Raw genomic sequence first — 25,185 nt, 5'->3', positions numbered from 1 at the left:
CATGCTGCCATACCTTCGGCTCTATATCTATAGAACCGAATGATTTTCTTCAGCGGATGCCGCAGCCCTCGCGGCACGAACGAGCCCCCGGTCACGGGGACCCGGGGGCTCGTGGGCAGGATGGTCTCGATTCGGCGCTGCGCGCCGACCCGACCGCCGGGATCAGCCGATGCGGATCATCTTCTTGTTGACGAACTCGTCGGCGCCGAAGCGGCCGAGCTCGCGACCCGAACCGGAGCGCTTCACGCCGCCGAACGGCAGCTCGGCGCCGTCGGCGAGCACGAGGTTCACGAAGACCATGCCGGCCTCGATCGAGTCGGCGACGCGCAGCGCCTGCTCCTGGTCCGTCGTGTAGACGTACGAGCCCAGGCCGAACGGGATGTCGTTCGCGAGGCGCACGGCCTCGGCCTCGTCGGCCGCGCGGTAGACCTGCGCGACCGGGCCGAAGAATTCCTCCTTCGAGGCGGGGTTCTCGGGCGTGACGTCCGTCAGCACCGTGGTCTGGAAGAACGCGCCCTCGCGCGAACCGCCGTGCACGAGCGTGGCGCCGTGCTCGACCGCACGCTTGACCTGGTCGTCGAGGCCCTCGGCGGCCTTGAGCGACGACAGCGGGCCGAGCGCCGAGTCCGACGAGGTCGGGTCGGTCGCCTCGACCTCGGCGATCTTCGCCGTGAACTTCTCCAGGAAGGGCTCGTAGAGCTCGTCGATCACGATGAAGCGCTTGGCCGCATTGCACGACTGGCCGTTGTTGTCGAGACGCGCGTCGACCGCGTTCTGCACGGTCGCGTCGAGGTCGTCGGTCGAGAGCAGGATGAACGGGTCGGAGCCGCCGAGCTCGAGGACGACCTTCTTCAGGTGCTTGCCCGCGAGCTCCGCGACGGCCGCGCCTGCGCGCTCGGAACCGGTGAGCGAGACGCCCTGCACGCGCGGGTCGGCGATCACGGTCGCGATCTGGTCGTGCGAGGCGTAGACGTTGACGTAGACGCCCTCGGGCGCGCCGGCGTCGCGGAAGATCTGCTCGATCGCGGCGGCCGACTCGGGGCACTGCTCGGCGTGCTTCAGGATGATCGTGTTGCCGATGATCACGTTCGGTCCGGCGAAGCGCGCGACCTGGTAGTACGGGAAGTTCCACGGCATGACGCCGAGGAGCGGGCCGAGCGAGCTGCGGCGGATGATCGCCGAGCCGTCGCCGGCGAGGAGGTCGACGGGCTCGTCCTTCAGGAACTCCGAGGAGTGGTCGGCGTAGTACTCGTAGATCGCCGCGGCGAAGTCGGCCTCGCCGAGTGCCTGCTCGATGGGCTTGCCCATTTCGCGGACGATGATCTCGGCGAGTTCCTGACGGCGCTCGGTGTGCAGCTCGGCGACGCGTCGGATGAGCGCGGCGCGCTCCTCGACGGTCGTCGACTTCGACCAGGTCGCGTGCGCCTCCGCCGTCGAGGCGATGGCCGCCTCGAGCTCCGCGTCGGTGATGGTCGGGTACGTCTTGACCGTCTCGCCCGTGGCGGGATTGGTCACGGCATAGCTCATGGAGTTCTCCTTCTCGGGTGCACGCACGCCAGAGCCCGTCTGCCGCGGTGCATACGCTCGTCCGTCAAAGATATAGCAACGGATGATTTATTTCGAGGCGGATGCCTCGGGCGCGACCAGCACGCGGAACGGCGTGCCCGGGCACGGCTCCTCCTCGGCCCACGTCGCGGCGAGCTGCCCGACCTGCAGGGTGGGCTCGGTCGACAGGACGACCCGGCCGTCGGCGTTCACGAGCGCGAGCGGCTCGGGCGCGTCGAGGAAGACGGCGAGGAGCTCCTGCTCGAGGCGGCGGACCGCGACATCCGCCCCCACGACGCCCACCATGCGAGCGTCGTCGCCGACGCCCGTGCGCGCGTGCACCGGCATCGTCAGGGTGAGGATGTAGTCGCACGTGCAGAGGTGGTCGACGTAGGGGCCGGTGACGTGCGCGTGCCGGGTCGTCGCGGGGATCGCGTACCACTCGAGCGCGCGGAAGTCGCGGAGGTACTCGGTGTAGCCACGCGTCGTGAGGTCGAGCCGGGTCGGCTCGGTCGTCGAGCCCAGCACCGGGTTCGCGTCGAGGGGGCCCAGCCACCAGGCGAAGTGCACGTCGCGTCCGCGCACGATCTCGCCGTCGGCGATGAAGCCCGCTCCGACGAGCAGCGGATCGTCCTCGACGATGCGCGGCATGACGAGGTCGGCGACCGTCGTGTCGAGTTCGGCCGGGCGGACCTCGGGCGAGGCGGCGATGACCTGCTCGATGGGCGCGCGCCACGCGGCGAGCTGGTCGAAGACCCCCGTGAACAGCTCGGCGACCGTCGTCGCGACCTCACGCGCTGATCGGCTCATCGAGCGTCCCTCCCCGTTCGACCCGGGACTTGGCGGCGAGCAGCTGCTCGGAGAGCACACGCACGAGGGCCCCGGCCGCGTCGCGCGCCTTCGCCGGTCGCCCCGCCGTCACGGACCGCACGATCGCGCGATCGCACGCGACGACCTCCGCGCGTGCGTCGTCGTCGTCGAGTCCGAGCAGGAGGAGCGGGCCGAACTCGGCCTGGAGCCGGATCTGCTCGCGCACGAGGCGGGCCGACTGGCTGAGCACGGCGACCTCCAGGAAGAAGCCGCCCTGGTTCGTGCGGGCGGATGCCGCGGTGCCGAAGTCGGCGGCGGCGAGCCACGCAGCGAGCCGCGCGCCGTCTCCCTCGGCCGCGCGTTCGGCGGCCCGCTCGGCTGCGCCCGCGAGGATCGCGCCGAAGTAGACGGCCATGTCGCTGAGCTCGACCTGCGCGAGCCCGCGCAGGCGCGTGGTGAGGAGGGACCGGTGGCCGCCCACGTCCTCCACGACGAAGCTGCCGCCGTCGCGTCCGCGTCGGGTCTCGACGAGTCCGGCCTCGCGGAGGATGCCGAGCCCCTCGCGCACGGTGATGAGCGCGACGCCGAAGCGGCGGGCGAGCTCCGGCTCGCTCGGCAGGCGCTCGCCGGGGTGCAACACGCCCAGCACGATGCCGTCGGTGAGCCGGCGCGCGACCTGCTCGGCGCGGCCCTGGTCGGCGAGCTGGGCGAACACGGCCTCGCGCGCTCCAGGACCCACCCTCGCTTCCATGCGACTCAGGCTAGCCGAGCCGAGGGGTCCCGACTGGCGCCGCGCCAAAAAATCATTCAATATAGGAGGAATTCCAGCGCGGCCGATGAGGGCCGCCTCCAGCGAGGGCGGATGCCATGCACGAGCGAACCACCGGACCGCTCGCCGGCGTGCGCGTCGCCGACTTCTCGCGCGTGCTCGCCGGGCCCTATGCGACCATGATGCTCGCCGACTTCGGCGCCGACGTCATCAAGGTCGAGCCCCCTGCGGGCGACGACACGCGGCACTGGACCCCGCCCGTCGACCAGGCCGGCCGCGCCACGTACTTCGGCGGCGTCAACCGCAACAAGCGATCGGTCGCGCTCGACCTGACGGATGCCGCGGGGCTGGCCGAGGCGCGTCGGCTGGCCGCATCCGCCGACGTGGTCGTCGAGAACTTCCGGCCGGGCGTCATGGCCCGATTCGGCCTCGCGTACGAGGACGTGCGAGCGCTGAACCCCGCGGCCATCTACTGCTCGATCACGGGCTTCGGCACGGGCGAGGGGGCGGCGCTCGCCGGGTACGACCTGCTCGTGCAGGCGGTCGGCGGGCTCATGAGCATCACGGGCGACCCCGACGGCGAGCCGTCCAAGGTCGGCGTCGCGCTCGTCGACGTGCTCACCGGGCAGAACGCCGTCGCCGGGATCCTGCTTGCGCTCCGCGAGCGCGAGCGCACCGGGGTCGGATGCCTCGTCGAGGTGAACCTCCTGCAGAGCCTGCTCTCGGCGCTCACCAACCAGGCGTCGTCGACGCTCGCGACGGGATCCCCGCCCCGCCGCCTCGGCAACCAACATCCAAGCATCGCTCCGTACGCGGTGTTCCGCGCCGCCGACCGGGAGCTCGTCATCGCGGTCGGCAACGACCGGCAGTTCCGGGCGCTCGCGGACGTCGTCGACCGGCCCGGACTCGCGGACGACCCCCGATTCCGCACGAACGCCGACCGGGTCGCGCATCGCGCCGAGCTCGCCGACGCGCTCGAGCAGGCGCTGGCCGCGGCATCCGCTCGGCACTGGGTCGACGCGCTCGCGGCGGCCGGCGTGCCTGCCGGGCTCGTGAACGACGTCGCCGAGGCCATCGCGTTCGCCGACGCGCTCGGCCTCGACCCCGTCGCCGAGACGCGCGAAGTCGACGAAGCGGCACCCGCGCACCGCTCGATCGCGAACCCCATCCGAGTCGGCGGGGACGGAGCGACCTACCGCACCGCGCCGCCCGCACTCGACGCCGACCGGGGCGCCGACTGGCGACCGCGCGACTGACCGAGACATCCGCCCTGCTGGGCCCACGACCGATTGGAAGGACCGACATGACCGCCACCGAAACCGACGCGACCGTCACCGCACCCCGCATCGACGCGGTGTTCGACCTCGACGCGCTCCTCACCGACGACGAGCTCGCCTGGCGCGACCGCGCGCGCCGCTTCGCGCAGGAGCGCATCGCGCCGATCATCGAGCAGGACTTCGAGGACAAGCACTTCCGCCGCGAGCTCGTGCGCGAGGCCGGCGAGCTCGGCTTCCTCGGCATGCACCTGACCGGGTACGGATGCGCCGGGGCCGGCGCCGTCGCGTACGGCCTCGTGTGCCTCGAGCTCGAGGCCGCCGACTCGGGCTGGCGCACCTTCGTGTCGGTGCAGGGCTCGCTCGCCATGAGCGCGATCCACAAGTACGGCTCGGAGGAGCAGAAGCAGCGCTGGCTGCCGGGCATGGCGAAGGGCGAGCTCATCGGGTGCTTCGCGCTCACCGAGCCGCAGGGTGGCAGCGACCCGGCCGCGATGACGACCGTCGCGCGCCGCGACGGCGACGAGTGGGTCATCGACGGCGCGAAGCGCTGGATCGGGCTCGCGTCGCTCGCCGACGTCGCGGTCGTGTGGGCGAAGGTCGACGACGAGGGCGCCGACGACCACGGCGTCGTGCGCGGGTTCCTCGTGCCGACGGAGACCGCCGGGTTCACGGCGACCCCGATCGACGGCAAGCTCTCGATGCGCGCGTCGGTGCAGTGCGACGTCACGTTCGAGGGCGTGCGGCTGGCCGCCGACGCGATGCTGCCCGGTGCGCGGGGCCTGTCGGGCCCGTTCGGATGCCTCAACGAGGCGCGGTACGGCATCGTCTGGGGCGCCATGGGCGCGGCCCGGTCGTGCCTCGAGTCGGCGCTCGGCCGCTCGATCACGCGGGAGGTCTTCGGCAGGCCGATCGGCGCGAACCAGCTGATCCAGGCCAAGCTCGCCGACATGCTCGTCGAGGTCGAGAAGGGCGTCCTGCTCGCGCTGCACCTCGGCCGCCTGAAGGAGCGCGGCGCGCTGACGCCCGCGCAGACCTCGGTCGGCAAGCTCAACTCGGTGCGGGAGGCGCTGAAGATCGCGCACGAGGCGAGGGCGATCCTGGCGGGCGACGGCATCACGAACGAGTTCCCGGTCATGCGGCACGCCGCGAACCTCGAGTCGGTGCGCACCTACGAGGGCACCGACGAGGTGCATCAGCTCGTCATCGGCCGCGCGCTCACAGGACTCAGCGCCTTCTAGCGTCCGGGCGCGCGCCGCGCGGCATCCGTTGTCGCAAACCGACTACGAACCGACGGATGCCGCGGCCGCGCGCCACACTGGACCGATGCGCATGACCCCACGACGACTGGCCATCGGCATGAGCCTCTGGGCTCCGAACCTGTTCAGCGGCATCCGGGTGCGGCGCTTCGCGCCCGACTGGACGAGCGCCGAGGTCGCCCTGCACGTCAACGCCTTCACCCGGAACTACGTGAAGACCGCCTTCGGCGGCTCGATGTCGGCCATGACCGACCCCTACTTCTTCATGCTCGTCCGGCACCAGCTCGGCGGCGACTTCGTCGTGTGGGACACGCGCGGCGAGATCGAGTTCGTCAAGCCCGGCCGGGGCGTCCTCACCGCCCGGTTCGAGGTGCCGCGCGAACGCGCGGACGAGCTGCGCCGCCGCGCGCACGGCGGCGCGAAGGTGCTCGAGTGGTTCGAGACCGACATCGTGGACGCCGACGGCGACGTGGTCGCGCGGGTGCGGCGCGAGGTGTATGTGCGCGAGAAGCGACGCGTCACCGAGGCTCGCGGGGCTCGCGCCGCCTGAGGCCCGCCCTGCGGAGACGACGAGGCCGGCACCTCGCGGGTGCCGGCCTCGTGCGCATCCGACGCGGACTCCGGCGACGGTCAGCTGTTGATGCCGGGGATGACGAGCCAGCGGTTCTCGAGCACGATCCAGATCGCGACGAGCACCAGCGCGATGATCGTGAGGGTCATGCCGAGGCGTCCGCGCATGATGAGCGCGACGACGAGCACGACGAGCGTCGCGATGCCGAGGACCAGCGATCCGAACGGGATGCCGGGCAGGAACAGCGACAGCACGAACAGGCCGGCGACGACGATCTCGATGATGCCGATCACCGTCGACCCGCCGCGGGCGCGCAGCCGCCAGATGCCGTCGACGATCGCGAGGACGCCGCCGGCGAGGGCGATGAGGAGGAGCCAGGAGAGCGTGATCATTTCGGGTTCCTTCGATCTGCGGGGGCAGTGCGACGAGGGGATCCGTCCCTCGACCGCGCCAGCCTAGCCACGCCGAAATCGCCGCCGCCGCCCATTGCGCACCAGCCACTCGAGCGTGTATGCCCGCGCGCGCATGTGCGCGTGGCGCCTTCCGAGCACGGTCGATCCGACGGCGGATCTGCCGCGAATCCGGTCGGATCGGAAATGAAACCCGGGGTCATCGGGTTTCACCACGTGGCCCCGGCCGTGCTGGACTCGTCCGCAACCGCCGGGGCTCACCGCCGTCCGCGGCGGCCGGCACCATCCCGCCGGGTCCCCTTCCACGTCACGAACGGAGCACCACGTATGACTCGCACCCGCACCCTGCTCGGCCTCGCCGCCGCATCCGCCGCCGTCCTCGCGCTCGCCGCGTGCTCGACGAGCGACGGCGCCTCGGGCGGAGCGGACGCCGCGGGCGACGAGTACGGCCTCGTGCAGGCCGGGACGCTCACGGTCGCGACCGAGGGCACCTACCGCCCGTTCAGCTACCACGAGGACGGCTCGGGCGACCTGGTCGGCTACGACGTCGAGGTGGCGGAGGCCGTCGCCGAGAAGCTCGGCCTCGAGATCGCCTTCCAGGAGACCCAGTGGGACGCGATCTTCGCGGGCCTCGACGCGGGCCGATTCGACGTCATCGGCAACCAGGTCTCGATCACGCCCGAGCGCGAGGAGCAGTACCTCTTCAGCACGCCGTACACGGTCTCGCGCGGCGTCATCGTCGTGAACGAGGGCGACACCTCGATCTCGTCGTTCGACGACCTCGCCGGCAAGACCACCGCGCAGTCGCTCACGAGCAACTGGTACGAGCTCGCGACCGAGTCGGGCGCGCAGGTCGAGGCCGTCGAGGGCTGGGCGCAGGCCGTCGCCCTGCTCGAGCAGGGTCGCGTCGACGCGACCATCAACGACGAGCTGACCTTCCTCGACTACGTGAACACGACGCCGGATGCCGCGATCGAGGTCGCCGCCGAGACCGACGAGACCTCCGAGAGCGCCTTCGCGCTCACGCAGGACAAGGAGGCCCTCGTCGCCGCGATCGATGAGGCGCTCGCCGAGCTCGCGGCCGACGGCACGCTCGCCAAGATCGGCGAGAAGTACTTCGGCGCCGACGTCACCGAGTAGCCTGTCGCCGTCCCAGGAAGGCGGTGACCCGTGAACGAGGGCCTGCAACTGTTCCTCGAGTCGTTCTGGCCGATCGTGTGGGGCGGGATCACGGGCACCATCCCGCTCGCCCTCGCATCGTTCGCGATCGGACTCGTGCTCGCGCTCGCCGTGGCGCTCATGCGGCTGTCGAAGAACCGGGTGGTCTCGGGCATCGCCCGGTTCTACATCTCGGTGATCCGCGGCACGCCGCTGCTCGTGCAGCTGTTCGTGATCTTCTACGGCCTGCCCGCGGTCGGCCTCGTGATCGACCCGTGGCCGAGCGCGATCATCGCGTTCTCGCTGAACGTCGGCGGGTACGCGGCCGAGGTGATCCGCGCCGCGATCCTGTCGGTCCCGAAGGGGCAGTGGGAGGCCGCGTACACGATCGGGATGTCGCCCGCGACGACGCTGCGTCGCGTCATCCTGCCGCAGGCGGCCCGGGTCTCGGTGCCGCCGCTGTCGAACACGTTCATCTCACTCGTCAAGGACACGTCGCTCGCGTCGCTGATCCTCGTGACCGAGCTGTTCCGCGTCGCCCAGCAGATCGCGGCGTTCAGCCAGGAGTTCATGCTGCTCTACCTCGAGGCGGCGCTGATCTACTGGCTGTTCTGCCTCGCGCTCTCGGGCGGGCAGACGCGCCTGGAGAAGAGGTTGGACCGCTATGTCGCCCACTGACGCACCCGTGCCGCCGACGGGTGGCGACCCGCTGGCACCCCGCGAGGCCGGGGCGACGGATGCCGCGGTGCTGCTGTCGGCACGCGGCATCCGCAAGTCGTTCGGAGCGAACGAGGTGCTGCGCGGCATCGACTTCTCGGTGCGCCGCGGCGAGGTCGTGACGCTCATCGGACCGAGCGGCTCGGGCAAGACGACCGTGCTGCGCTCGCTCAACGGGCTCGAGACGCCGGATGCCGGCACGCTCGAGTTCGACGGCGGACCGTCGATCGACTTCGCCCGCCCGGCCGACAAGGCCGCGCGCCTGGCGATGCGCGACCGGTCGGCGATGGTGTTCCAGCACCACAACCTGTTCCCGCACATGACCGTGCTCGAGAACGTCGTCGAGGGACCGATCCGCGTACAGCGCGTGCCGAAGGCGCAGGCGCTCGCCGAGGCATCCGCCCTGCTCGAACGCGTCGGCCTCGCCGAGAAGCACGACCAGTACCCGCACCAGCTCTCGGGCGGGCAGCAGCAGCGCGTCGGCATCGTGCGCGCGCTCGCGTTGAAGCCCGACCTGCTGCTCTTCGACGAGCCGACGAGCGCGCTCGACCCGGAGCTCGTCGGCGAGGTGCTGCACGTCATCAAGGAGCTCGCCGACGAGGGCTGGACCATGGTCGTGGTGACCCACGAACTGCAGTTCGCGAAGCAGGCCGCCGACGAGGTGCTGTTCATGGACGGCGGCGTCATCGTCGAGCGCGGTGCGCCGAAGGAGATCTTCACGAATCCGCGGGAGGAGCGGACTCGACGGTTCCTCGACCGGATCCTGCGGCCGCTCGACTGAGGTCGGCGCGACTGGCGCGCGCCCCGGCGTATCCGCGACCGGCGTGGAGGCGGGGCGACTACCGTGAGGGCATGTCCGCGCGCGTCCTCGGCTCCGGTTCGGGGGCGGGGAGCGCCGCGGAGCCGGCCGAGGCCGGCGCCGCTCCCGCGCCCGATACCGGCGTCGAGTCGCCCCCCGTCGAGGCCGCCGTGCTCGCGGTCGACCCGGCGGCCCTCGCGCGGACGACGAGGTCGCGGCGCGCGCTCGGAGCGTTCCGCCTCGCGATCGCCGTGGTCGAGATCGTCGCGCTGATCGGCAACTACCAGTACGTGCTCGAGTTCCCGCTGTTCGCGTCGGTGAACTTCTTCAGCTACTTCACGATCCTGTCGGCGATGCTCGCCGTCGTCGTGCTGCTCGTCGCCGCCGGGTTCGCGCTCACGCAGCACCGCGACCCGCCCGTGCTCGCCGCGTTCCGCACCATCGTGACGGTCTACCTGCTCGTCTCCGGCATCGTGTTCGCCCTGATCGCCGTGCAGGCGTCGACGCGCGACTACCGGCTCGAGGTGCCGTGGTCCGACACGCTCCTGCACTTCGTGGTGCCCGTGCTCGCGCTCGTCGCGTGGACCGTCGACGCCGTGATCGCCGTGAACCCGCCGGTGCCGTGGGCGACGATCGGCCTCGTGCTGGTCTTCCCCGCCGGATGGCTCGTCTACACGCTCGTCCGCGGCGCCGACATCGGGTGGTACCCGTACTTCTTCCTCGACGCCGGGCAGGTCGGCGGTTACCTCGGCGTGGCGGTGTACTGCGTCCTCGTGCTGCTCATCTTCGTCGGCCTGACCTCGGTGCTCGTCGGCGTGCACCGGCGGCTGGCGCGGCGCGGGGTGCGCCGACGGGCCGGCCGCTAGCGCGGGGCGAAGGGCTCGAGCGACGCGAGCACCTCGGCGAGGGCGTCGTCGTCGTCGAGCTCAGCGAGGCGCCGCGCGTGCTCGGCGGCGAGGATGCCGAGGAGGACCGGGCGCCGGGGATCCACCCCGACGTCGAGCCAGGCGGCGACGGTCGGGGTCGCGCCGACCAGCGTGAACACGTTCGCGTCGCCGCTCGTGCCATCGGTCGGAGTCGCGCCGGCGGCATCCGCTCGCCAGAACGGCTCGTCGAACGCGAGCCACACCACGTCGGAGGCGCCCATGCCGAGCACCCCGATCGCGCGCTGGTGCAGGAGCGGCAGCGGCGGGTCGAAGGTGATCGTGTCGGTCTTCAGCACGCCGACCGACGCCGTCACGATCACGCGGTGCATGCGCAGCGACTCGCCCGTGTCGAGGCGGAGGCCCACTCCGTCGTCGCCCACGGTGATCGTCGTGACGACGCTCGACCCCGCGATGGCGAGGCCGTCGGCGAGCCGGTCGATGAGGGCGCTCCAGCCGCTCACCACCCGCGACGTCGGACGCCACACCATGTCGGCGTCGAACCGCTTGGCGGAGACCCGGGTCGGCGCGGCGCCCGTCGTGGGCTCGACGCCCGTCGAGATCGCGTTCACGAGCCAGTCGCGCGGGCTCAGGCCGTCGGCGCCCGGCTCGCCGGAGATCGGGACCGCGCCCGACCGGATCAGCGCATTGGTGAGCGACACGTCGGCCGAGTTGCCGGCGGCCCACTCCTGGGCGATCGCGATCGCCTCCCACCCGGCGGGCGAGGGCTCGGCGACGACGCCGTCGGGCGTGCGGGCCTGGACGTTGGGCGTGAACGGGCGCGTCGCGACCCCCGCCTCCGCGAGCACGGGGCGGAGCTCGGCGCCGTCGGAGGCGAAGACGCTGCCGAGGACCACCGGGCCGCCGAACGCGTCGTCCTCGACCGTGCGCAGCCGGCCGCCGAGCGACGTGCCGGCCTCGACCACCACGACATCGTGGCCGGCGTCGGCGAGCGTGCGCGCGGCGGCGAGCCCGGCGATGCCGGCGCCGATGACGGCGATGCGGTCGCCCTCGTCGGCGAGGTCGGCGATCGTGCGCGCCGCGCGCACGCCCTCGGCGTAGGCGCCGTGCACGGTGCCCGGCGCGTCGGACGAGGTGCCCTCGCCCGCGATGACGAGCCGGTCGGCGATCGGTTCCGCGAGGGCCCTGCGCAGTTCGGGCGTGGAGCCGACCGCCTCGAAGCTGAACGCTCCGCGCGTGAACGGGTCGCGGCTCCACCGTGAGCGGAGGAACGCCTCGGGGGCCGGGACGCCGCCCGCGCTCGGGGTCGGCGACGGAGCGGGCGTGCGGGTCGGGGTGGGCGTCGGGGTCGGGCCGCCGTCGGTGCACGCGGCGAGCGTGACGGCGAGGCCGCCGAGCGTCGCGGCGAGGAACGCGCGGCGTGGCATCCCCCCGGCGGGCCCGCGTGCGTCCATGTGCCTCAGGCTAGCCGCTCGGGCTCGGGCCGCCCGGCAGCCTCGGGCGACCCCGGTCGCCCGGCCGCGCCACCCTCCCGGAGGGGCCGGCACATGAGAATCCGCGGTTCGCGGCCCCTGAGGGGCGCGAACCGCGGATTCCCATGCGGTCGGTCGGGGGAGCGGAGCGGGTCAGCCCGCGATCTCGGCGTCGGCGACGTCGAGGGCCGCGTCGATGATGTCGAGCCCGCGGACGAGGTCGTCCTCGCTGATCACGAGCGGCGGCGCCACGTGCATCCGGTTGAAGTGGATGAACGGCCAGAGACCCGCCTGCTTGCAGGCCGCGGCGACCTTCGCCATCGGCGCGGCATCCGCCCCCGACGCGTTGAACGGCACGAGCGGCTCGCGGGTCTCGCGGTCGCGCACCAGCTCGATCGCCCAGAACAGGCCGAGGCCCCGCACCTCGCCGACCGACGGATGCCGCTCGGCCATCGCGCGCAGGCGCGGACCGACGACGCGCTCGCCCAGGTCGCGGACCCGCTCGAGGATGCCGTCGCGCTCGAACACCTCGAACGTGGCGACGCCCGGGGCGCACGCGAGCGGGTGGCCCGAGTAGGTGAGCCCGCCCATGAAGGCGACCGTGTCGAAGTGCGAGGCGATGCGGTCGGAGATCACGACGCCGCCGAGCGGCGCGTAGCCCGAGTTGACGCCCTTGGCGAAGGTGATGAGGTCGGGCGTCACGCCGAAGTGGTTCACCGCGAACCACTCGCCGATGCGGCCGAAGCCGACCATGACCTCGTCGGCGATGTAGACGATGCCGTACTTGTCTGCGAGCGCGCGCACGCCCTGCAGGTAGCCGGCCGGCGGCACGAGCACGCCGTTGGTGCCGACCACGGTCTCGATGATGATCGCCGCGATCGTGGTCGCGCCCTCGAGCGTGATGACCTGCTCGAGGTGCGCGAGCGCGCGCTCGGTCTCCTCGGCCTCGGTCGTCGCGTGGAACGACGAACGGTACGGGTACGGCCCGAGGAAGTGCGCGACGCTGCCGTCGCTCGGCTCGTTCGCCCAGCGGCGCGGGTCGCCCGTGAGCGAGATCGCCGTCGCGGTGCCGCCGTGGTAGCTGCGGTACATCGAGAGCACCTTGCGACGACCCGTCACGGCGCGCGCCATGCGCACCGCGTACTCGTTCGCGTCGGCGCCGCCGTTGGTGAAGAACACCTTGTCGAGGTCACCGGGCGCGACCTCGGCGATGCGGCGCGCGAGCTCGCCGCGCACGTCGGACGCCATCGACGGCTGGATGGTCGCGAGGCGACCGGCCTGCTGCTGGATCGCCGCGACGAGATCGGGGTGCTGGTGCCCGAGGTTGAGGTTCACGAGCTGCGACGAGAAGTCGAGGTACGCGTTGCCCTGGTAGTCCCAGAACGTCGCGCCCTCGCCCGCGGCGACGGGCAGCGGGTCGATGAGCGCCTGCGCGCTCCACGAGTGGAACACGTGCGCGCGGTCGTCGGCGCGCACCTGCGCCTCGGCGGACGCGTCGGGCAGGGGGTGCACGGCCCCGCGGCGGTCCGTGTACACCGCGGTGGTCTCGGGGGAGAGGGTGTCGGTCATCGGGAAGTCCTTGGTTCGGTTCGTGCGGTGGTCGAGTAGGAGCGAAGCGACGTATCGAGACCGGGTGAAGGGGTCTCGATACGGGCGCGGGGCGCCCTACTCGACCACCGGGTCGGGTCAGTGGTTCTGCGGGAAGCCGAGGTTGATGCCGCCGTGGGTGGCGGGGTCGAGCCAGCGGCTGGTGACGGCCTTCTCGCGGGTGAAGAAGGCGAAGCCGTGGACGCCGTAGGCCTTGCTGTCGCCGAAGAGGGACTGCTTCCAGCCGCCGAAGGAGTGGTACGCGACAGGGACGGGGATCGGCACGTTGATGCCGATCATGCCGACCTCGACCTCGTTCTGGAAGCGGCGGGCGGCGCCGCCGTCGTTGGTGAAGATCGCGGTGCCGTTGCCGAACTGGCCGGAGTTGATCAGGTCGAGGCCCTCGTCGTAGGAGGCGACGCGGACGACCGAGAGCACCGGGCCGAAGATCTCCTCGGTGTAGGCGCGGGACGTGGTGGGGACCTGGTCGAGCAGGGTGGGGCCGAAGAAGAAGCCGTCCTCGTGGCCGTCGACGGTGTAGCCGCGGCCGTCGACGACGACGGTCGCGCCGTCGGCCTCGGCGATGTCGACGTAGGAGGACACCTTGTCGCGGTGCACGTCGGTGATCAGCGGGCCCATGTCGGGCTCGACGCCGTCGGTGCCTGCACCGTTGCCGATCTTGAGCTTGCCGATGCGGTCGGCGATCTTCTCGATGAGCTCGTCCGCGACCGGCTCGACGGCGAGGACGACCGAGATGGCCATGCAGCGCTCGCCCGCGGCGCCGTAGCCGGCGTTCACGGCCTGGTCGGCGACGAGGTCGAGGTCGGCGTCGGGGAGGACCAGCATGTGGTTCTTCGCACCACCGAGGGCCTGGACGCGCTTGCCGTGCTTGGAGGCGGTCTCGTAGATGTACTGCGCGATCGGCGTGGAGCCGACGAACGAGATGGACTGCACGACCGGGGAGGTGAGCAGGCCGTCGACGGCGAGCTTGTCGCCCTGCAGCACGGTGAAGACGCCGTCGGGCAGGCCGGCCTCCTTCCACAGCTCGGCGAGCCAGAGCGCTGCCGACGGGTCCTTCTCGGAGGGCTTCAGCACGACGGCGTTGCCCGCGGCGATCGCGATGGGGAAGAACCACATCGGCACCATGGCCGGGAAGTTGAAGGGGCTGATGACGCCGACCACGCCGAGGGGCTGCTTGAGCGAGTAGACGTCGATGCCCGACGAGGCGTTCTCGGAGAACGCGCCCTTGATCAGGTGCGGGAACCCGGTCGCGAGCTCGACGACCTCCTGGCCGCGGAGGATCTCGCCCATCGCGTCGGAGAGCACCTTGCCGTGCTCGCGCGTGATGATCGCCGCGAGCTCGCCCTTGCGCGAGTTCAGCAGCTCGCGGAACGCGAACAGCACGCCCTGGCGCTTGGCGATCGAGAAGTCCTTCCAGACGCGGTAGCCGCGCTCGGCCGAGGCGATGGCCTCGTCGATCTCTGCCTGGTCCGCGAGGGCGACCTCGGCCTGCACGGCGCCGGTGGCCGGGTTGTACACGGGCGCGGTGCGCCCCGAGGCGGATGCGCGCAGGGCGCCGTCGATCCAGTGGCCGATCTGCGGCACGTCGGTGGTCGCGGCGGGCGACGAGGCGGTCTCGGTGAGGCTCATGGCGCTCCTTCGGTGGTCGTGGCGACGGATGCCTCGGCACGGCGTCGCTGGGTGGTGATCGCCGCTCGGATGCCGGGACCGGACAGATCGACCGGCGTCGTCTAAGCTGGCGTTTCCCCAGTCTTACAGAGACAGAGAGGCCGAGCGGATGCCAGAGCGTCGCGAAGACGAACGAGATCGAACGGATCGTCCGGGCGCCCCCGCGGGCACCGCGAACGGATTCGCGACGGATGACGCCCTGCCCACGGTGCGCGAGATCCTCGCGCTCGACGCGGTCGCGGCGGGCGTTCCCGAGGTGCTCGTGGGCGACGCGGCACTCGACGCGCGCGTGCGCTGGGTGCACGTCTCCGACAGCGCCGGCGTCGCCCGGCTGCTCGACGGCGGGGAGCTGCTGCTCTCGACCGGGTCGGGCTGGCCGACCGAGCCCGACGAGCTGCGCACGTTCATCGCCGGGCTCGTCGAGGTCGGCATCTCGGGCCTCGTGCTCGAGCTCGGCGCGCACTACCGCTACGTGCCGGCCGTCGTGCACCGCACCGCGGCCGAGCACGGGCTCGCGCTCGCGGCCCTGCACCGCGAGGTCAAGTTCGTCGGGCTGACCCAGGCGGTGCACCGCCGGATCATCTCGGAGCAGACGGCGGCCCTGCACGCACGCGACGAGGTCCGGGAGCGCTTCACCGCGCTCGCGCTGCGCGGCGCTCCGGCCGACTACATCGTGCAGCAGCTCGCGCAGACCCTCGCCGCGCCGGTGCTGCTCGAGAACCTCTCGCACGAGATCGTCGCGGCCGACCTTCCGCCGGAATCGGAGGAGGAGGTGCTCGCGGGCTGGCAGCTGCGTTCGCGCGATGCGCATCGGCGCTGGGCGTCGGGCGGACCCGCCGGGGCGGGCGGGCGCGGTGCGCCGACGGGCTCGGCCGCAGCCCGCCCGGACGCGTGGCTCATCGTGCCCGTCGAGGCCCGCGGCATCCGCTGGGGGCACCTCATCGCGCTGCCCGGACCGACGCATCCGGCCGGCCGGACGAGCGTGCTGGAGCAGGGCGCGATCGCCCTCGCGCTCGGCCGGCTCGCCGACGGCGACGACGACACGTGGGGTCGCATCGGGCGGCAGCGACTCGTCGAGCACCTGCTGGGTGGGCGGTTCGCGGCGCCGGGCGGTGCGATCGCGCGGCTCGAGGCGGCCGGCCTGCCCGTGCACGGCGCCGACCTCCATGGCGTCGTGGTGACGGGGCGGGGCGGCGAGGGCGATGCGGATGCCGCGGCGCGCGGACTCGGTGGGCGCGCGCTCGACGGCCGGCCGGTCGGCACGGGCGCGGCGGCATCCGCCCGGGTGCTGCTCGTGTCGTTGCCCGCGGGCACGCGCTTCGACGACGACGCGGCGCGGCGCTTCGTCGGGCACCTCGCGATCGGCGCCGACGGGGCGACGGATGCCTCGGGCGTCGTACTCTCGATCGGTGCGCGCGCCGGCGACCTCGACGGCCTGCTCGTGTCGGTGCAGGAGGCGCTGGACCTCTCGCGCACGCCCGTGGCGCGCGGTGCGCGCGGCCCGATCGTTCGCCGGTCGCAGGACCGCCCGCTCGTCCGGCTCGTGACGGCCCTGCGCGACGACCACCGGCTGCAGGAGCTGGGCGAGCGCATGCTCGCGCCGCTCATCGAGCACGACCTCGCGCGCGGCGGCGACCTGCTCGACGTGCTCGCGGCGATGCTCGCGCATCCCGGCAATCGCACCGCGGCGGCGCAGGCGAGCCATCTCTCGCGCTCGGTGTTCTACCAGCGGCTGGCGCTCATCGGCGACCTGCTCGACGTCGACCTCGACGACGGGGAGACGCAGACGGCGCTGCATCTCGCGCTCCTGGTGCGGCGCAGCGGCGTGCGCTGAGCGGCCGGCCGAGCCATCCGTTACTTGCTCTTGACAAGTGCACTTGCAAAGAGCAAGCTAGCGATGTCGGCCGCCCGGCACGACCCGATCTCACAGGGGGAGACCATGACCACCAGCATCTTCGTGAACATCCCGACCGCCGACCTCGACCGGTCGAAGGCGTTCTACGAGGCCCTCGGCTACGCCATCAACCCGATGTTCAGCGACGACAACGCGGCCTGCGTCGTCGTCGACGAGAACGTCTACTTCATGGTGCTGACCAGGGAGTTCTTCCAGACCTTCACCGACAAGCAGGTGACCGAGCCGAAGACGCATGCGCAGGCCCTCATCGCGCTCACGTGCGACTCGCGCGAGGTCGTCGACGCGACCATGGCGAAGGGGCTCGCCGCGGGCGGCACCGAGCCGCGCCCCACGAGCGACCTCGGCTTCATGTACTCGCGCGACCTCGAGGACCCGGACGGCAACATCCTTGAGTTCTTCTTCATGGAGCCGGCCGCCGTCGAGCAGGGGCCCGACGCGTTCCTCGCCGAGCAGGGCGCCGGCTCCCCGTCGACGTCGGCCTGATCGGAACGGCCGCATGGCGGCACGATCCCCGCGCGGCTTCGGCCAGTACAGCGGGGTGGCACGGGCGATCGAGCGGGTCGGCGAGCGGTGGGCGATGCTCATCGTGCGCGACCTGCTCGTCGGCCCGCGCCGGTACGGCGACCTCAAGGCGAGCCTGCCGCGCATCCCGACGAACATCCTCGCCGACCGCCTGAAGGAACTGCAGGAGGCAGGCGTCGTCCGCCGGGTGCCGACGGTGCGCGGCGGCTACGAGCTCACGCCGTTCGGCCGCGAGCTCGAACCCGTCGTCGTCGCGCTCGAGCGGTGGGGCTGGTCGGTGCTCGGCGATCCCGGCGACGAGGAGCGCCTCAGCCACGAGGCGCTCGCGATCGCGCTGCGCTCGGCGTTCCGGGCGGATGCCGCGGCCGACGAGCCCGCGACCGAGTACGTGCTGCACGTCGGGCGCGCCTCGGTCGCCGCGAGCGTCGACGGACGCACCCTCGAGGTCGTGCCGATCGGGCCCGATGCGGTGCCGGCACCCCGGCCCTCGGCGGGCGTCGGGTCGAGTGCTGCGGATGCCGCGGGCTCGAGCGTCGAGTTCGCGCTCGAGCCCGCCGAGCTCCGCGACCTGATCGCGGGGCGAACGGATGCCTCGGGCGTGCCGGTGCTCGCGGGCGACCGCGACGGGGTGACGCGCTTCGCGCGCACCTTCCGCATCGACCCCGTCGAGCCGCCTGAGGACGCGGCCGGCGGCCTCGCGGCATCCGTCGCCTGACGCGTTCGCGCGCGCGTCGCAACCCCGTGACGCGCGACCGCGCGGCGGGTAGAACGAGGTGATGACCTCCCCGCTGATCCTCGGTCCGATGCTCCGCCATGTCGGCGAGACCTCCGCCACGATCTGGGTCGAGACGGAGGACGCCGCGACCGTGCGCGTCCGTGCCGACGGCCGCAGCTGGCAGGCGCGGACCTTCGCCGTGCACGACCACCACTACGCCCTCGTCGAGCTCGACGGGCTCGAGCCCGGCGCCGTGCTGCCGTACGAGCTGGACGTCGACGGTGAGCGCGCGTGGCCCGATCCGGATTCGGAGTACCCGGCATCCGTCGTCGCGACGTGGGAGCCCGGCCGGCGCCTTCGCCTCGCCTACGGATCGTGCCGGACGAGCGTGCCGCACGACCTCGAGGGCAATCTCACGCACGGCGTCGACGCCATGCGCGCCTTCGCGCTCGCGCTCGCCGAGGGGTTCGCCGAACGCCCGGACCTCATGATGTTCCTCGGCGACCAGGTGTACGCGGACATCACCTCGGACGAGATGCAGGAGTTCATCCGGAACAAGCGCGACATCGACGAGGAGCCGGGGGAGGAGCTGAAGGACTACGAGGAGTACGCCCACCTGTATCGGCTCGCGTGGTCGGACCCGGCGAACCGCTGGCTGCTCTCGACGGTGCCGACCGCGATGATCTTCGACGACCACGACATCCGCGACGACTGGAACGCCTCGCACGACTGGAAGCAGAAGATGGAGGCGACTTCGTGGTGGCACGGCCGCATCGTGGCGGGGCTCGGCTCGTACTGGGTGTACCAGCACCTCGGCAACCTCACGCCCGAGGAACGGGCCGACGACGAGCTGTGGCAGCGGGTCGCGCGGCACGACGGCGACGACGAGCTCGACCTGACCGACGAGGTCGACGCGTTCGCCGACCGCGGCGACCGGGAGCCGACGAGCGTGCGGTGGAGCTACACGCGCGACTTCGACGACATCCGCCTCGTCGTCGTCGACTCGCGTGCCGCGCGCGACCTGGACCCGGAGGCCCGTGGCCTGCTCGACGCGGAGGAGCTCGAGTGGTTCGACGCGCAGCTCCGCGGCGGATTCCGGCACGTGCTCATCGCGACCTCCCTCCCGTTCCTGCTGCCGATGGGGCTCCACAACGTCGAGGCCTGGGACGAGGCGATCTCGCAGGGGGCGTGGGGCCGGAGGGCGGCCCGTGTGCGAGGCGCTCCGCCAGGCCGTCGACCTCGAGCACTGGGGGGCCTGGCAGGACACGTTCCAGAAGGTCGCGCGGATGGTCCGGGAGCTCGCCGCAGGCGAGCGCGGGCGGGCGCCGCGGAACGTGCTCTTCCTCGCCGGCGACGTGCACTACTCCTACCTCGCCCAGGTCGACCGCGACGACGTGCCGGGCGCGCGGATCCTCCAGGCGGTCTGCTCGCCGATCCGCAACCCGCTGCCGCGCGTCATGCGATGGTTCTCGGTCGTGATGTCGTACGGCGCGGCGACGCCCGTCGGTCGGCTCGCCGCGCGCTCGGCCAAGGTTCCCGATGCGCCCTTCCGCTGGCGCACCGTGAAGGGGCCCTGGTTCGCGAACAACCTCGCGATGCTGGTCGATGCGCCCGACGAGCTCCGGCTGTCGTGGCACACAGGCGTGGTCGAGGGCGGCGACCAGGACCATCCGCACCTCGAGCAGGTCGCGGACGTGCGCGTGCCGGCGGATCCGCGGGCACGCGTGACGTCGGGCTGATCGCCCGCGGTCAGGCCGCCGGCTGCTCCGCCCGGCCCGAGAACGCGGCCCGCACCTCGTCGTGCGGCAGCGCGACGTTCGCGTGCCCGTCGCGGCCGACCATGTCGCGCGCGGCGACGAGGGCGTTCGCCACGGCCTCCTCGGTCGCCTGCACGACGGCCTCGAAGTACGGGTCGATGCGGCCCCAGGGCACGTAGCGGGCGGTCTCGTACGGATCGTCGCCGACGTCGCCCGAGGGGATGTTCGAGGTGAACGAGCCGGCGTTGCCGGTCGAGCAGGCGAGGAAGATGTCGCCCGAGAAGTGGCTTCCGGCCGTGCCGGTGCGGGCCAGGCCGAGGGGCACGCGGCGTGCGAGGGCCTCGCACTGCCCGGGCAGGAGCGGGGCGTCGGTGATCACGATGCCGATGACGCTGCCCGCGCCGGCACGCACCCGCGCCCGCTCGCCGTCGCGGACGAACCACTCGAGGTCCTCGAACGGGTTCGGCGCCGCGGTCTCCCGCCCGAGCGGAACGCCCGCGAGCCGCAGCTCGTGGCGGCTGCCGAAGTTCGCCTGCAGGAACACGCCGACGGTGTGGGTCTCGTCGCCGAACTCGACGACGCGCGACGCCGTGCCCGAGCCGCCCTTGAAGCCGTAGCAGTTCATCCCCGTGCCGCCGCCGACGTTGCCCTCGGCGACCGGGCCGTTCGCGGCCGACTCGATCGCGAGGATCGCGTGCTCGGGGCGCACGTGCCCGGCGTTGATCTGGTTGAGGTAGCCGTCCCAGGTCTCGCCGACGACGGGGAGCATCCACTCGGCCGCGAGCCCGGGATGCGCCTCGTGCGCCCAGCGGTCGATGCCCGTGTGCACTGCGCCGACCGCGTGGCTGTTCGTGATCCCGATCGGCAGCGTGAGCGAGCCCGACTCCTCGATCCAGCTGCGGCCCGTGAGCTCGCCGTTGCCGTTCAGGGAGTGCACGCCTGCGGCGCACGGGATGCCGGCGCCCCCGCGCCCGCGGGGGAGGATCGCCGTCACGCCGGTGCGCGCCACGACGTCGTCGCCGGGGTCGCCCTCCACGATCGTCGCGTAGCCGACCTCGACGCCCGGAACGTCGGTGATCGCGTTCCACCGGCCCGGGGTGCCGTCGAACGGCACGCCGAGGTCGCGGGCTCGGGTGTGCTGGGCAGCGGTCATCATCGACTCCTGAAGTTCGAACAATCGTTCAGAATCTTGGGATTTCGAATCTAACACTCTTGACAGATGGCGTCGATAGGAATTTGAATGCGTGTTCAAGTTCGTTCCCGAGCACCACCGATGCACCTGAGGAGACGTGGCAATGACGCAGCACATCCCCGATTCGACCGTGGTCGATTCGCCGACGCCCACGGACGCAGGCGCCCCGGGCAGGCTCGCCGGCGGCCGGCTCCGCGTGTGGGACATCGTCTTCTTCGTGGTCTCGGCCGCTGCCCCGCTGACGGTCGTGGCGAGCGCGGCACCGACGACCCTCCGCCTCGGCGGGATCGGCGCCGCCGGCGCCATCCTGATCTGCGGGGTCGTGCTGATCCTGTTCGCCGTCGGGTTCACGGCGATGTCACGTCACGTCCGCAACACCGGCGCGTTCTACGCCTACGCGTCGAAGGGCATCGGCAAGCCCGCCGGCATCGGCACCGCGCTCGTCACCGTCTTCGCGTACATCGCGCTCTCGCTCAGCTTCTACGGCTTCCTCGGGTTCTTCGCCGCGCTCACCTTCACGAGCCTGTTCGGCATCGACCTGCCCTGGCCGATCTGGTCGCTCGTCGCGGCCGGTCTCGTCGCGTTCCTCGGGTACCGCAAGGTCGACGTCGGCGCGAAGGTGCTCGCCGTGCTGCTGACCGCCGAGGTCGGCATCCTCCTCGTCCTCTCGATCGGCGTGCTCCTGAACGGCGGACCGGAGCCATGGAGCGCCGCACCGTTCGCGCCGGAGCACGTCCTGTTCGCGCCGGGCGTCGCCGCGCTGTTCGTCACCGGGTTCGGTGCGTACATCGGCTTCGAGGGCACCGCGATCTACTCGGAGGAGGCCAAGGACCCGGCGCGCACGGTGCCGATCGCCACCTACGTCGCGGTCGGCTTCCTCGCCGTGTTCTACGCGTTCACCTTCTGGGTCATCACGGTCGCGTTCGGCGTCGAGGGCGTGCTCGACCTCGTCGCGACCGACGCCTTCACCGAGACGGTCTTCATCGCAGGCGACCAGTACCTCGGCGCGTGGGCCGCCGTGGCGCTGCAGGTGCTCGTCGTCACGAGCTTCTTCGCGTGCCTGCTGGCCTTCCACAACGCCTCGAGCCGCTACCTGTTCTCGCTGTCCCGCGAGGGACTGCTCCCCGCGCCGCTCGCGCGCACGCACCCCACGACTCGCGCCCCGCACGTCGCCAGCACGGTGATCGCCGGCCTCGCCGTCGTCGCGATCCTGGTCGCGTGGGCGACCGGCGCCGACCCGATCCTGCAACTCGGGATCTGGTCGTACGGGACGGGTGTCGCCGGGCTCGTGTTCGCGCAGTCCGTCGCAGCGATCTCGGTCATCGGGTTCTTCGCACGCGACCGACGCGGCCATGGCCTGTTCCGCGTCGTCATCGCGCCGGTGCTCGGCGCAGCCGGGCTCATCACCGGCTTCCTGCTGATCGTGCTCAACTTCGAGTTCGTCACCGGGCTCGACCCGGTCACGAACCTGGTCCTCATCCTTCCGACGCCGATCCTGTTCGTCGCCGGTATCGTGTGGGGACTGGCGATCAGGCGCCGCGACCCGGCGCACTACCGGCGACTGGCGGAGCCGATCGAAGCCGACTGAGGCGAGGAAGCACGCACGTGAAGCAGTCCACCAAGCAGGCGCAGCGTCGCGACGCACTCGTCGCGGCGCTGCGCCGGGTCGCCGGGGAGCGCGGCATCCTGCAGGCGAACGTCCGCACGGTGGCCGCGGAGGCCGAGGTCAGTGCGGGCAGCGTCCTCTATTACTTCCCGACCTTCGACGACCTCGTCGCCGCCGCGGTGGAGGGCGTGCTCGAGGAGTTCTACGAGCGCCGCCGTCGGATCGCCGAGGAGGTCGCCGACCCGCGCGAGCGGCTCCGCGCGATGATCGAGGCGGGCATCCCCGACGAGATCAGCGATGACCTACGCATCGTCTACGAGAGCATCGCGCTGCTGCCCGAGCGGCCTCAGTTGCGCCCGCTCCATCGGTCGATCGTCGAGCGGCAGGTGATGCTCTACCGCACGACGCTCGAGATCGGGGCGGGGGTGGGCGCGTTCCGCCCCCGCATGCCGGTGGCCGCGATCGCGCGGAACCTCGTCGCACTCGAGGACTCGTACGACCTCTACCCGCTGCTCGGGCTCGGGCTCGACCGGGCGGAATGCCGCCGCGCCGTGCTCGAGTACGCGGCGCTCGCGCTCGACTGCGAGCTCTGACCCGCGGTCGTCGTCGCACGCCGCGAGCACGCCGCGCGCACCCCGCGCGACGCGGTCAGCGCGCGATGAAGAGCTTGCGGAGCGTCTCGGTCACGGTCCAGACCGTCGACATGCCCGCGTCGAGGCGCACGATCGATCCGGGGCTGAGCTCGATCGACGGCAGCACGGGCTCGACGAATTCGACCGTCGCACGCCCGGCGATGACGAGGAACACCTCGTCGACCTCGACGTCGCGCATCGCGCCGGGCGTCATCTCCCAGACGCCGAGCTCGCCCGCGCGCCCGCCGTCGGCGGGCTCGTCGAGCGGGGCGTACCCGGTCGAGGGCGACCCGGCCACGACCTGCTCGGCGGGAACGGGTTCGTGCGCGAGCGCGAGGCTCGCGGCATCCGTCACGGCCCCTGCGACGAGGCGCGCGAGCACCGGCTCGGGCGCGCTCACGAGTCGAACCCGAGGCCGAGTGCGTCGAGGGTCTTCAGCAGCATGTTGCGTCGTCCTCCGTCGTGGTCGGCGCGGTCGAGCGACCAGCGCGTCGCGTTGATGCCGAGGGATGCCGCGGGCTCCGGGGGGAACGGCAGTGGCCGCGTCTTCACCATCTTCAGGCGCGTGCGCTCGGTGTCGCGACCCGCGAGCAGGTCGAGCATGGTCTCGGCCATGAACCGCGTCGACGCGACGCCGAGGCCGGTGAAGCCCGACGCGTAGGCGACGCGGCCGTCGCGCGCGAGGCCGGTGAACGCCGTGAACTGCGTCGAAGTGTCGATCGCGCCGGCCCACCGGTGCGTGAACCGGAGCCCCTCGAGCTGCGGGTACGTCGTGAAGAAGTGGCTCGCGAGCTTCTCGAAGCTCTCTGGGCGGTCCTCGTAGGCGTCGCGGACGCGGCCGCCGAAGTGGTAGATCGCGTCGTAGCCGCCGTAGAGGATCCGCCCGTCGCGCGTCATCCGCGAGTAGTGGAACTGGTTGGCCATGTCGCCGACGCCCTGGCGGTTCGCCCAGCCGATCGACGCGCGCTGCTCGTCGGAGAGCGGCTCGGTCATGAGCACGTAGTCGTACACGGGCACGGTCATCAGCCGATTGCGCTTCAGCAGCGACGGGAAGACGTTGGTCGCGAGCACCGCACGGGTCGCGTCGACGCGGCCGTGCTCGGTGACGAGCTGCACCGCGCTGGTCGAGCCCGGCGTGTCGAGGCGCGTCACGGGGGAGTCCTCGAAGATCTCGACTCCCGCCTCCTCGGCGACGCGCGCGAGCTCGGTCGCGAGCTTCGCCGGGTGCAGGATGGCGCTCGTGCGCGTGTTCCAGATGGCGCCGAGGTACGTGGGGGAGTCGACCTCGTCGCGCACCTGGTGCTCGTCGAGCAGCTTCACCGAGTCGTCGCCGCGGGACGCGGCATCCGCCGCCGCCTCGTGCAGCCACTCGACCTGGTGCGGTTCGATCGCGACGTCGAGGGAGCCGTTGCGCTCGAACTCGAAGTCCATGCCGAACTCGGCCTCGGCGGCCTCGATCGCGTCGAGGTTCGCCAGGCCGAGGCGATCGAGCTCGTCCATCTCGGCGGGCCAGCGCGAGAGGCCGTTCTCGCGGCCGTGCGTGAGGCTCGCCTCGCAGAAGCCGCCGTTGCGGCCCGACGCCGCCCAGCCGATGCGCTTGGCCTCGAGGAGCACGACGTGCAGGTCGGGATTCGCGCGCTTGGCGAGCACGGCCGTCCAGAGGCCCGTGTAGCCGCCGCCGACGACGGCGAGGTCGGCGACGACCGTGCCCTGGAGGCGGGCGCGGGGGCGCTTCGCCTCGTCGGGGAGGTCGTCGAGCCAGAACACGCGGTGCGCGGTGTCGGCGAGGCTGCGGTCGATGACGGATGCCGCGGGGCGGCGGCGTTCGAAGACGGTCGTTCCCATGGGTGGGATCACTCCAAGTCGGTCTGGTGGCCTCCATCCTGCCTCATATTGCACAGT

At 72.1% G+C, this 25,185-nt stretch carries 22 protein-coding genes and 1 pseudogene; 13 read left to right on the top strand and 10 right to left on the bottom strand.

Features of this window, described 5'->3' with window-relative positions; all coding sequences use genetic code 11:
- Positions 1-162: 162 nt before the first annotated feature.
- The 3 genes from GJ743_RS02425 to GJ743_RS02415 form a co-directional block, all read right to left on the bottom strand.
- Positions 163-1,527 carry an NAD-dependent succinate-semialdehyde dehydrogenase gene (locus GJ743_RS02425; RefSeq protein ID WP_155050314.1) on the bottom strand — a complete coding sequence of 455 codons (1,365 nt, stop codon included), beginning with the start codon at positions 1,525-1,527 and terminating at the stop codon, positions 163-165.
- Positions 1,528-1,614: 87 nt separating this feature from the next.
- Complete coding sequence (locus GJ743_RS02420; RefSeq protein ID WP_155050313.1) at positions 1,615-2,355, bottom strand: PDC sensor domain-containing protein; 741 nt, start codon at positions 2,353-2,355, stop codon at positions 1,615-1,617.
- Entirely contained in the window at positions 2,336-3,106 is a 771-nt protein-coding gene (locus GJ743_RS02415; RefSeq protein WP_155050312.1) for a GntR family transcriptional regulator, read from the bottom strand. Before GJ743_RS02415 ends, GJ743_RS02420 begins: the two co-directional genes overlap by 20 nt.
- Before the next feature lie 116 nt (positions 3,107-3,222).
- Between GJ743_RS02415 and GJ743_RS02410 the strand changes: the two genes are divergently transcribed.
- From GJ743_RS02410 to GJ743_RS02400, 3 genes are all read left to right on the top strand, one after another.
- The gene (locus tag GJ743_RS02410; RefSeq protein ID WP_155050311.1) at positions 3,223-4,380 is read left to right on the top strand and encodes a CaiB/BaiF CoA transferase family protein; all 1,158 of its coding nucleotides are present in this window, start codon (positions 3,223-3,225) and stop codon (positions 4,378-4,380) included.
- Between the two features lie 47 nt (positions 4,381-4,427).
- Positions 4,428-5,639: an acyl-CoA dehydrogenase family protein gene (locus GJ743_RS02405; protein ID WP_155050310.1), complete on the top strand. Its 1,212-nt coding sequence runs from the start codon at positions 4,428-4,430 to the stop codon at positions 5,637-5,639.
- 91 nt (positions 5,640-5,730) lie between these two features.
- Complete coding sequence (locus tag GJ743_RS02400; protein ID WP_230386311.1) at positions 5,731-6,207, top strand: PaaI family thioesterase; 477 nt, start codon at positions 5,731-5,733, stop codon at positions 6,205-6,207.
- Between the two features lie 80 nt (positions 6,208-6,287).
- On the opposite strand, the gene GJ743_RS02395 is transcribed toward GJ743_RS02400, so the two are convergent.
- Positions 6,288-6,620 (bottom strand): hypothetical protein, encoded by a 333-nt coding sequence (locus GJ743_RS02395; protein ID WP_155050308.1) that lies wholly within the window; start codon positions 6,618-6,620, stop codon positions 6,288-6,290.
- 345 nt (positions 6,621-6,965) lie between these two features.
- Here GJ743_RS02395 and GJ743_RS02390 point away from each other — a divergent pair, with 345 nt between their 5' ends.
- The 4 genes from GJ743_RS02390 to GJ743_RS02375 all read left to right on the top strand — a co-directional run bounded on the left by GJ743_RS02390 (position 6,966) and on the right by GJ743_RS02375 (position 10,178).
- Positions 6,966-7,778, top strand: coding sequence for an amino acid ABC transporter substrate-binding protein (locus GJ743_RS02390; RefSeq protein WP_155050307.1), 813 nt, complete (start codon positions 6,966-6,968; stop codon positions 7,776-7,778).
- Between the two features lie 30 nt (positions 7,779-7,808).
- On the top strand, positions 7,809-8,474 hold the full coding sequence (locus GJ743_RS02385; protein WP_328288708.1) for an amino acid ABC transporter permease: 666 nt from the start codon (positions 7,809-7,811) through the stop codon (positions 8,472-8,474).
- The gene (locus GJ743_RS02380) at positions 8,461-9,294 is read left to right on the top strand and encodes an amino acid ABC transporter ATP-binding protein (RefSeq protein ID WP_155050306.1); all 834 of its coding nucleotides are present in this window, start codon (positions 8,461-8,463) and stop codon (positions 9,292-9,294) included. Before GJ743_RS02385 ends, GJ743_RS02380 begins: the two co-directional genes overlap by 14 nt.
- 71 nt (positions 9,295-9,365) lie before the next feature.
- The gene (locus GJ743_RS02375) at positions 9,366-10,178 is read left to right on the top strand and encodes a Pr6Pr family membrane protein (protein ID WP_155050305.1); all 813 of its coding nucleotides are present in this window, start codon (positions 9,366-9,368) and stop codon (positions 10,176-10,178) included.
- Here GJ743_RS02375 and GJ743_RS02370 read toward each other — a convergent pair.
- The 3 genes from GJ743_RS02370 to GJ743_RS02360 all read right to left on the bottom strand — a co-directional run bounded on the left by GJ743_RS02370 (position 10,175) and on the right by GJ743_RS02360 (position 14,905).
- On the bottom strand, positions 10,175-11,650 hold the full coding sequence (locus GJ743_RS02370) for a flavin monoamine oxidase family protein (protein ID WP_155050304.1): 1,476 nt from the start codon (positions 11,648-11,650) through the stop codon (positions 10,175-10,177). The genes GJ743_RS02375 and GJ743_RS02370 overlap by 4 nt on opposite strands.
- Before the next feature lie 171 nt (positions 11,651-11,821).
- On the bottom strand, positions 11,822-13,237 hold the full coding sequence (locus GJ743_RS02365; protein ID WP_155050303.1) for an aspartate aminotransferase family protein: 1,416 nt from the start codon (positions 13,235-13,237) through the stop codon (positions 11,822-11,824).
- Between the two features lie 117 nt (positions 13,238-13,354).
- Positions 13,355-14,905 (bottom strand): CoA-acylating methylmalonate-semialdehyde dehydrogenase, encoded by a 1,551-nt coding sequence (locus GJ743_RS02360; RefSeq protein WP_155050302.1) that lies wholly within the window; start codon positions 14,903-14,905, stop codon positions 13,355-13,357.
- 148 nt (positions 14,906-15,053) lie between these two features.
- Here GJ743_RS02360 and GJ743_RS02355 point away from each other — a divergent pair, with 148 nt between their 5' ends.
- The 4 genes and pseudogenes from GJ743_RS02355 to GJ743_RS20070 form a co-directional block, all read left to right on the top strand.
- Positions 15,054-16,778, top strand: coding sequence for a PucR family transcriptional regulator (locus GJ743_RS02355; RefSeq protein ID WP_155050301.1), 1,725 nt, complete (start codon positions 15,054-15,056; stop codon positions 16,776-16,778).
- A gap of 105 nt (positions 16,779-16,883) precedes the next feature.
- The gene (locus GJ743_RS02350; RefSeq protein ID WP_155050300.1) at positions 16,884-17,342 is read left to right on the top strand and encodes a VOC family protein; all 459 of its coding nucleotides are present in this window, start codon (positions 16,884-16,886) and stop codon (positions 17,340-17,342) included.
- Positions 17,343-17,355: 13 nt separating this feature from the next.
- Positions 17,356-18,096, top strand: a complete 741-nt coding sequence (locus GJ743_RS02345) for a winged helix-turn-helix transcriptional regulator (protein ID WP_155050299.1) — start codon at positions 17,356-17,358, stop codon at positions 18,094-18,096.
- 61 nt (positions 18,097-18,157) lie between these two features.
- Positions 18,158-18,901, top strand: a pseudogene (locus GJ743_RS20070) (DUF7800 domain-containing protein); the annotation flags it as partial.
- A 944-nt stretch (positions 18,902-19,845) separates the two neighbouring features.
- Here GJ743_RS20070 and GJ743_RS02335 read toward each other — a convergent pair.
- Positions 19,846-21,006, bottom strand: a complete 1,161-nt coding sequence (locus GJ743_RS02335; RefSeq protein ID WP_230386280.1) for a DmpA family aminopeptidase — start codon at positions 21,004-21,006, stop codon at positions 19,846-19,848.
- Positions 21,007-21,148: 142 nt separating this feature from the next.
- On the opposite strand from GJ743_RS02335, the gene GJ743_RS02330 reads away from it, so the two are divergent.
- Positions 21,149-22,633: an APC family permease gene (locus tag GJ743_RS02330; RefSeq protein WP_155050297.1), complete on the top strand. Its 1,485-nt coding sequence runs from the start codon at positions 21,149-21,151 to the stop codon at positions 22,631-22,633.
- 17 nt (positions 22,634-22,650) lie between these two features.
- Positions 22,651-23,244, top strand: coding sequence for a TetR/AcrR family transcriptional regulator (locus GJ743_RS02325; protein ID WP_328288707.1), 594 nt, complete (start codon positions 22,651-22,653; stop codon positions 23,242-23,244).
- 55 nt (positions 23,245-23,299) lie between these two features.
- Here the strand turns inward: GJ743_RS02325 and GJ743_RS02320 are convergent, their stop codons facing one another.
- Together GJ743_RS02320 and GJ743_RS02315 are read right to left on the bottom strand one after the other, a co-directional pair.
- On the bottom strand, positions 23,300-23,683 hold the full coding sequence (locus GJ743_RS02320) for a cupin domain-containing protein (protein ID WP_328288706.1): 384 nt from the start codon (positions 23,681-23,683) through the stop codon (positions 23,300-23,302).
- Positions 23,680-25,128: an NAD(P)/FAD-dependent oxidoreductase gene (locus GJ743_RS02315; protein ID WP_155050296.1), complete on the bottom strand. Its 1,449-nt coding sequence runs from the start codon at positions 25,126-25,128 to the stop codon at positions 23,680-23,682. Before GJ743_RS02315 ends, GJ743_RS02320 begins: the two co-directional genes overlap by 4 nt.
- Positions 25,129-25,185 lie beyond the last annotated feature (57 nt).

It is taken from the genome of Agromyces bracchium, assembly GCF_009709675.1.
GTDB lineage: Bacteria > Actinomycetota > Actinomycetes > Actinomycetales > Microbacteriaceae > Agromyces > Agromyces bracchium.
Note: the sequence above shows the minus strand (reverse complement) of the source record. Positions and strands in the feature narration are given on the sequence as shown.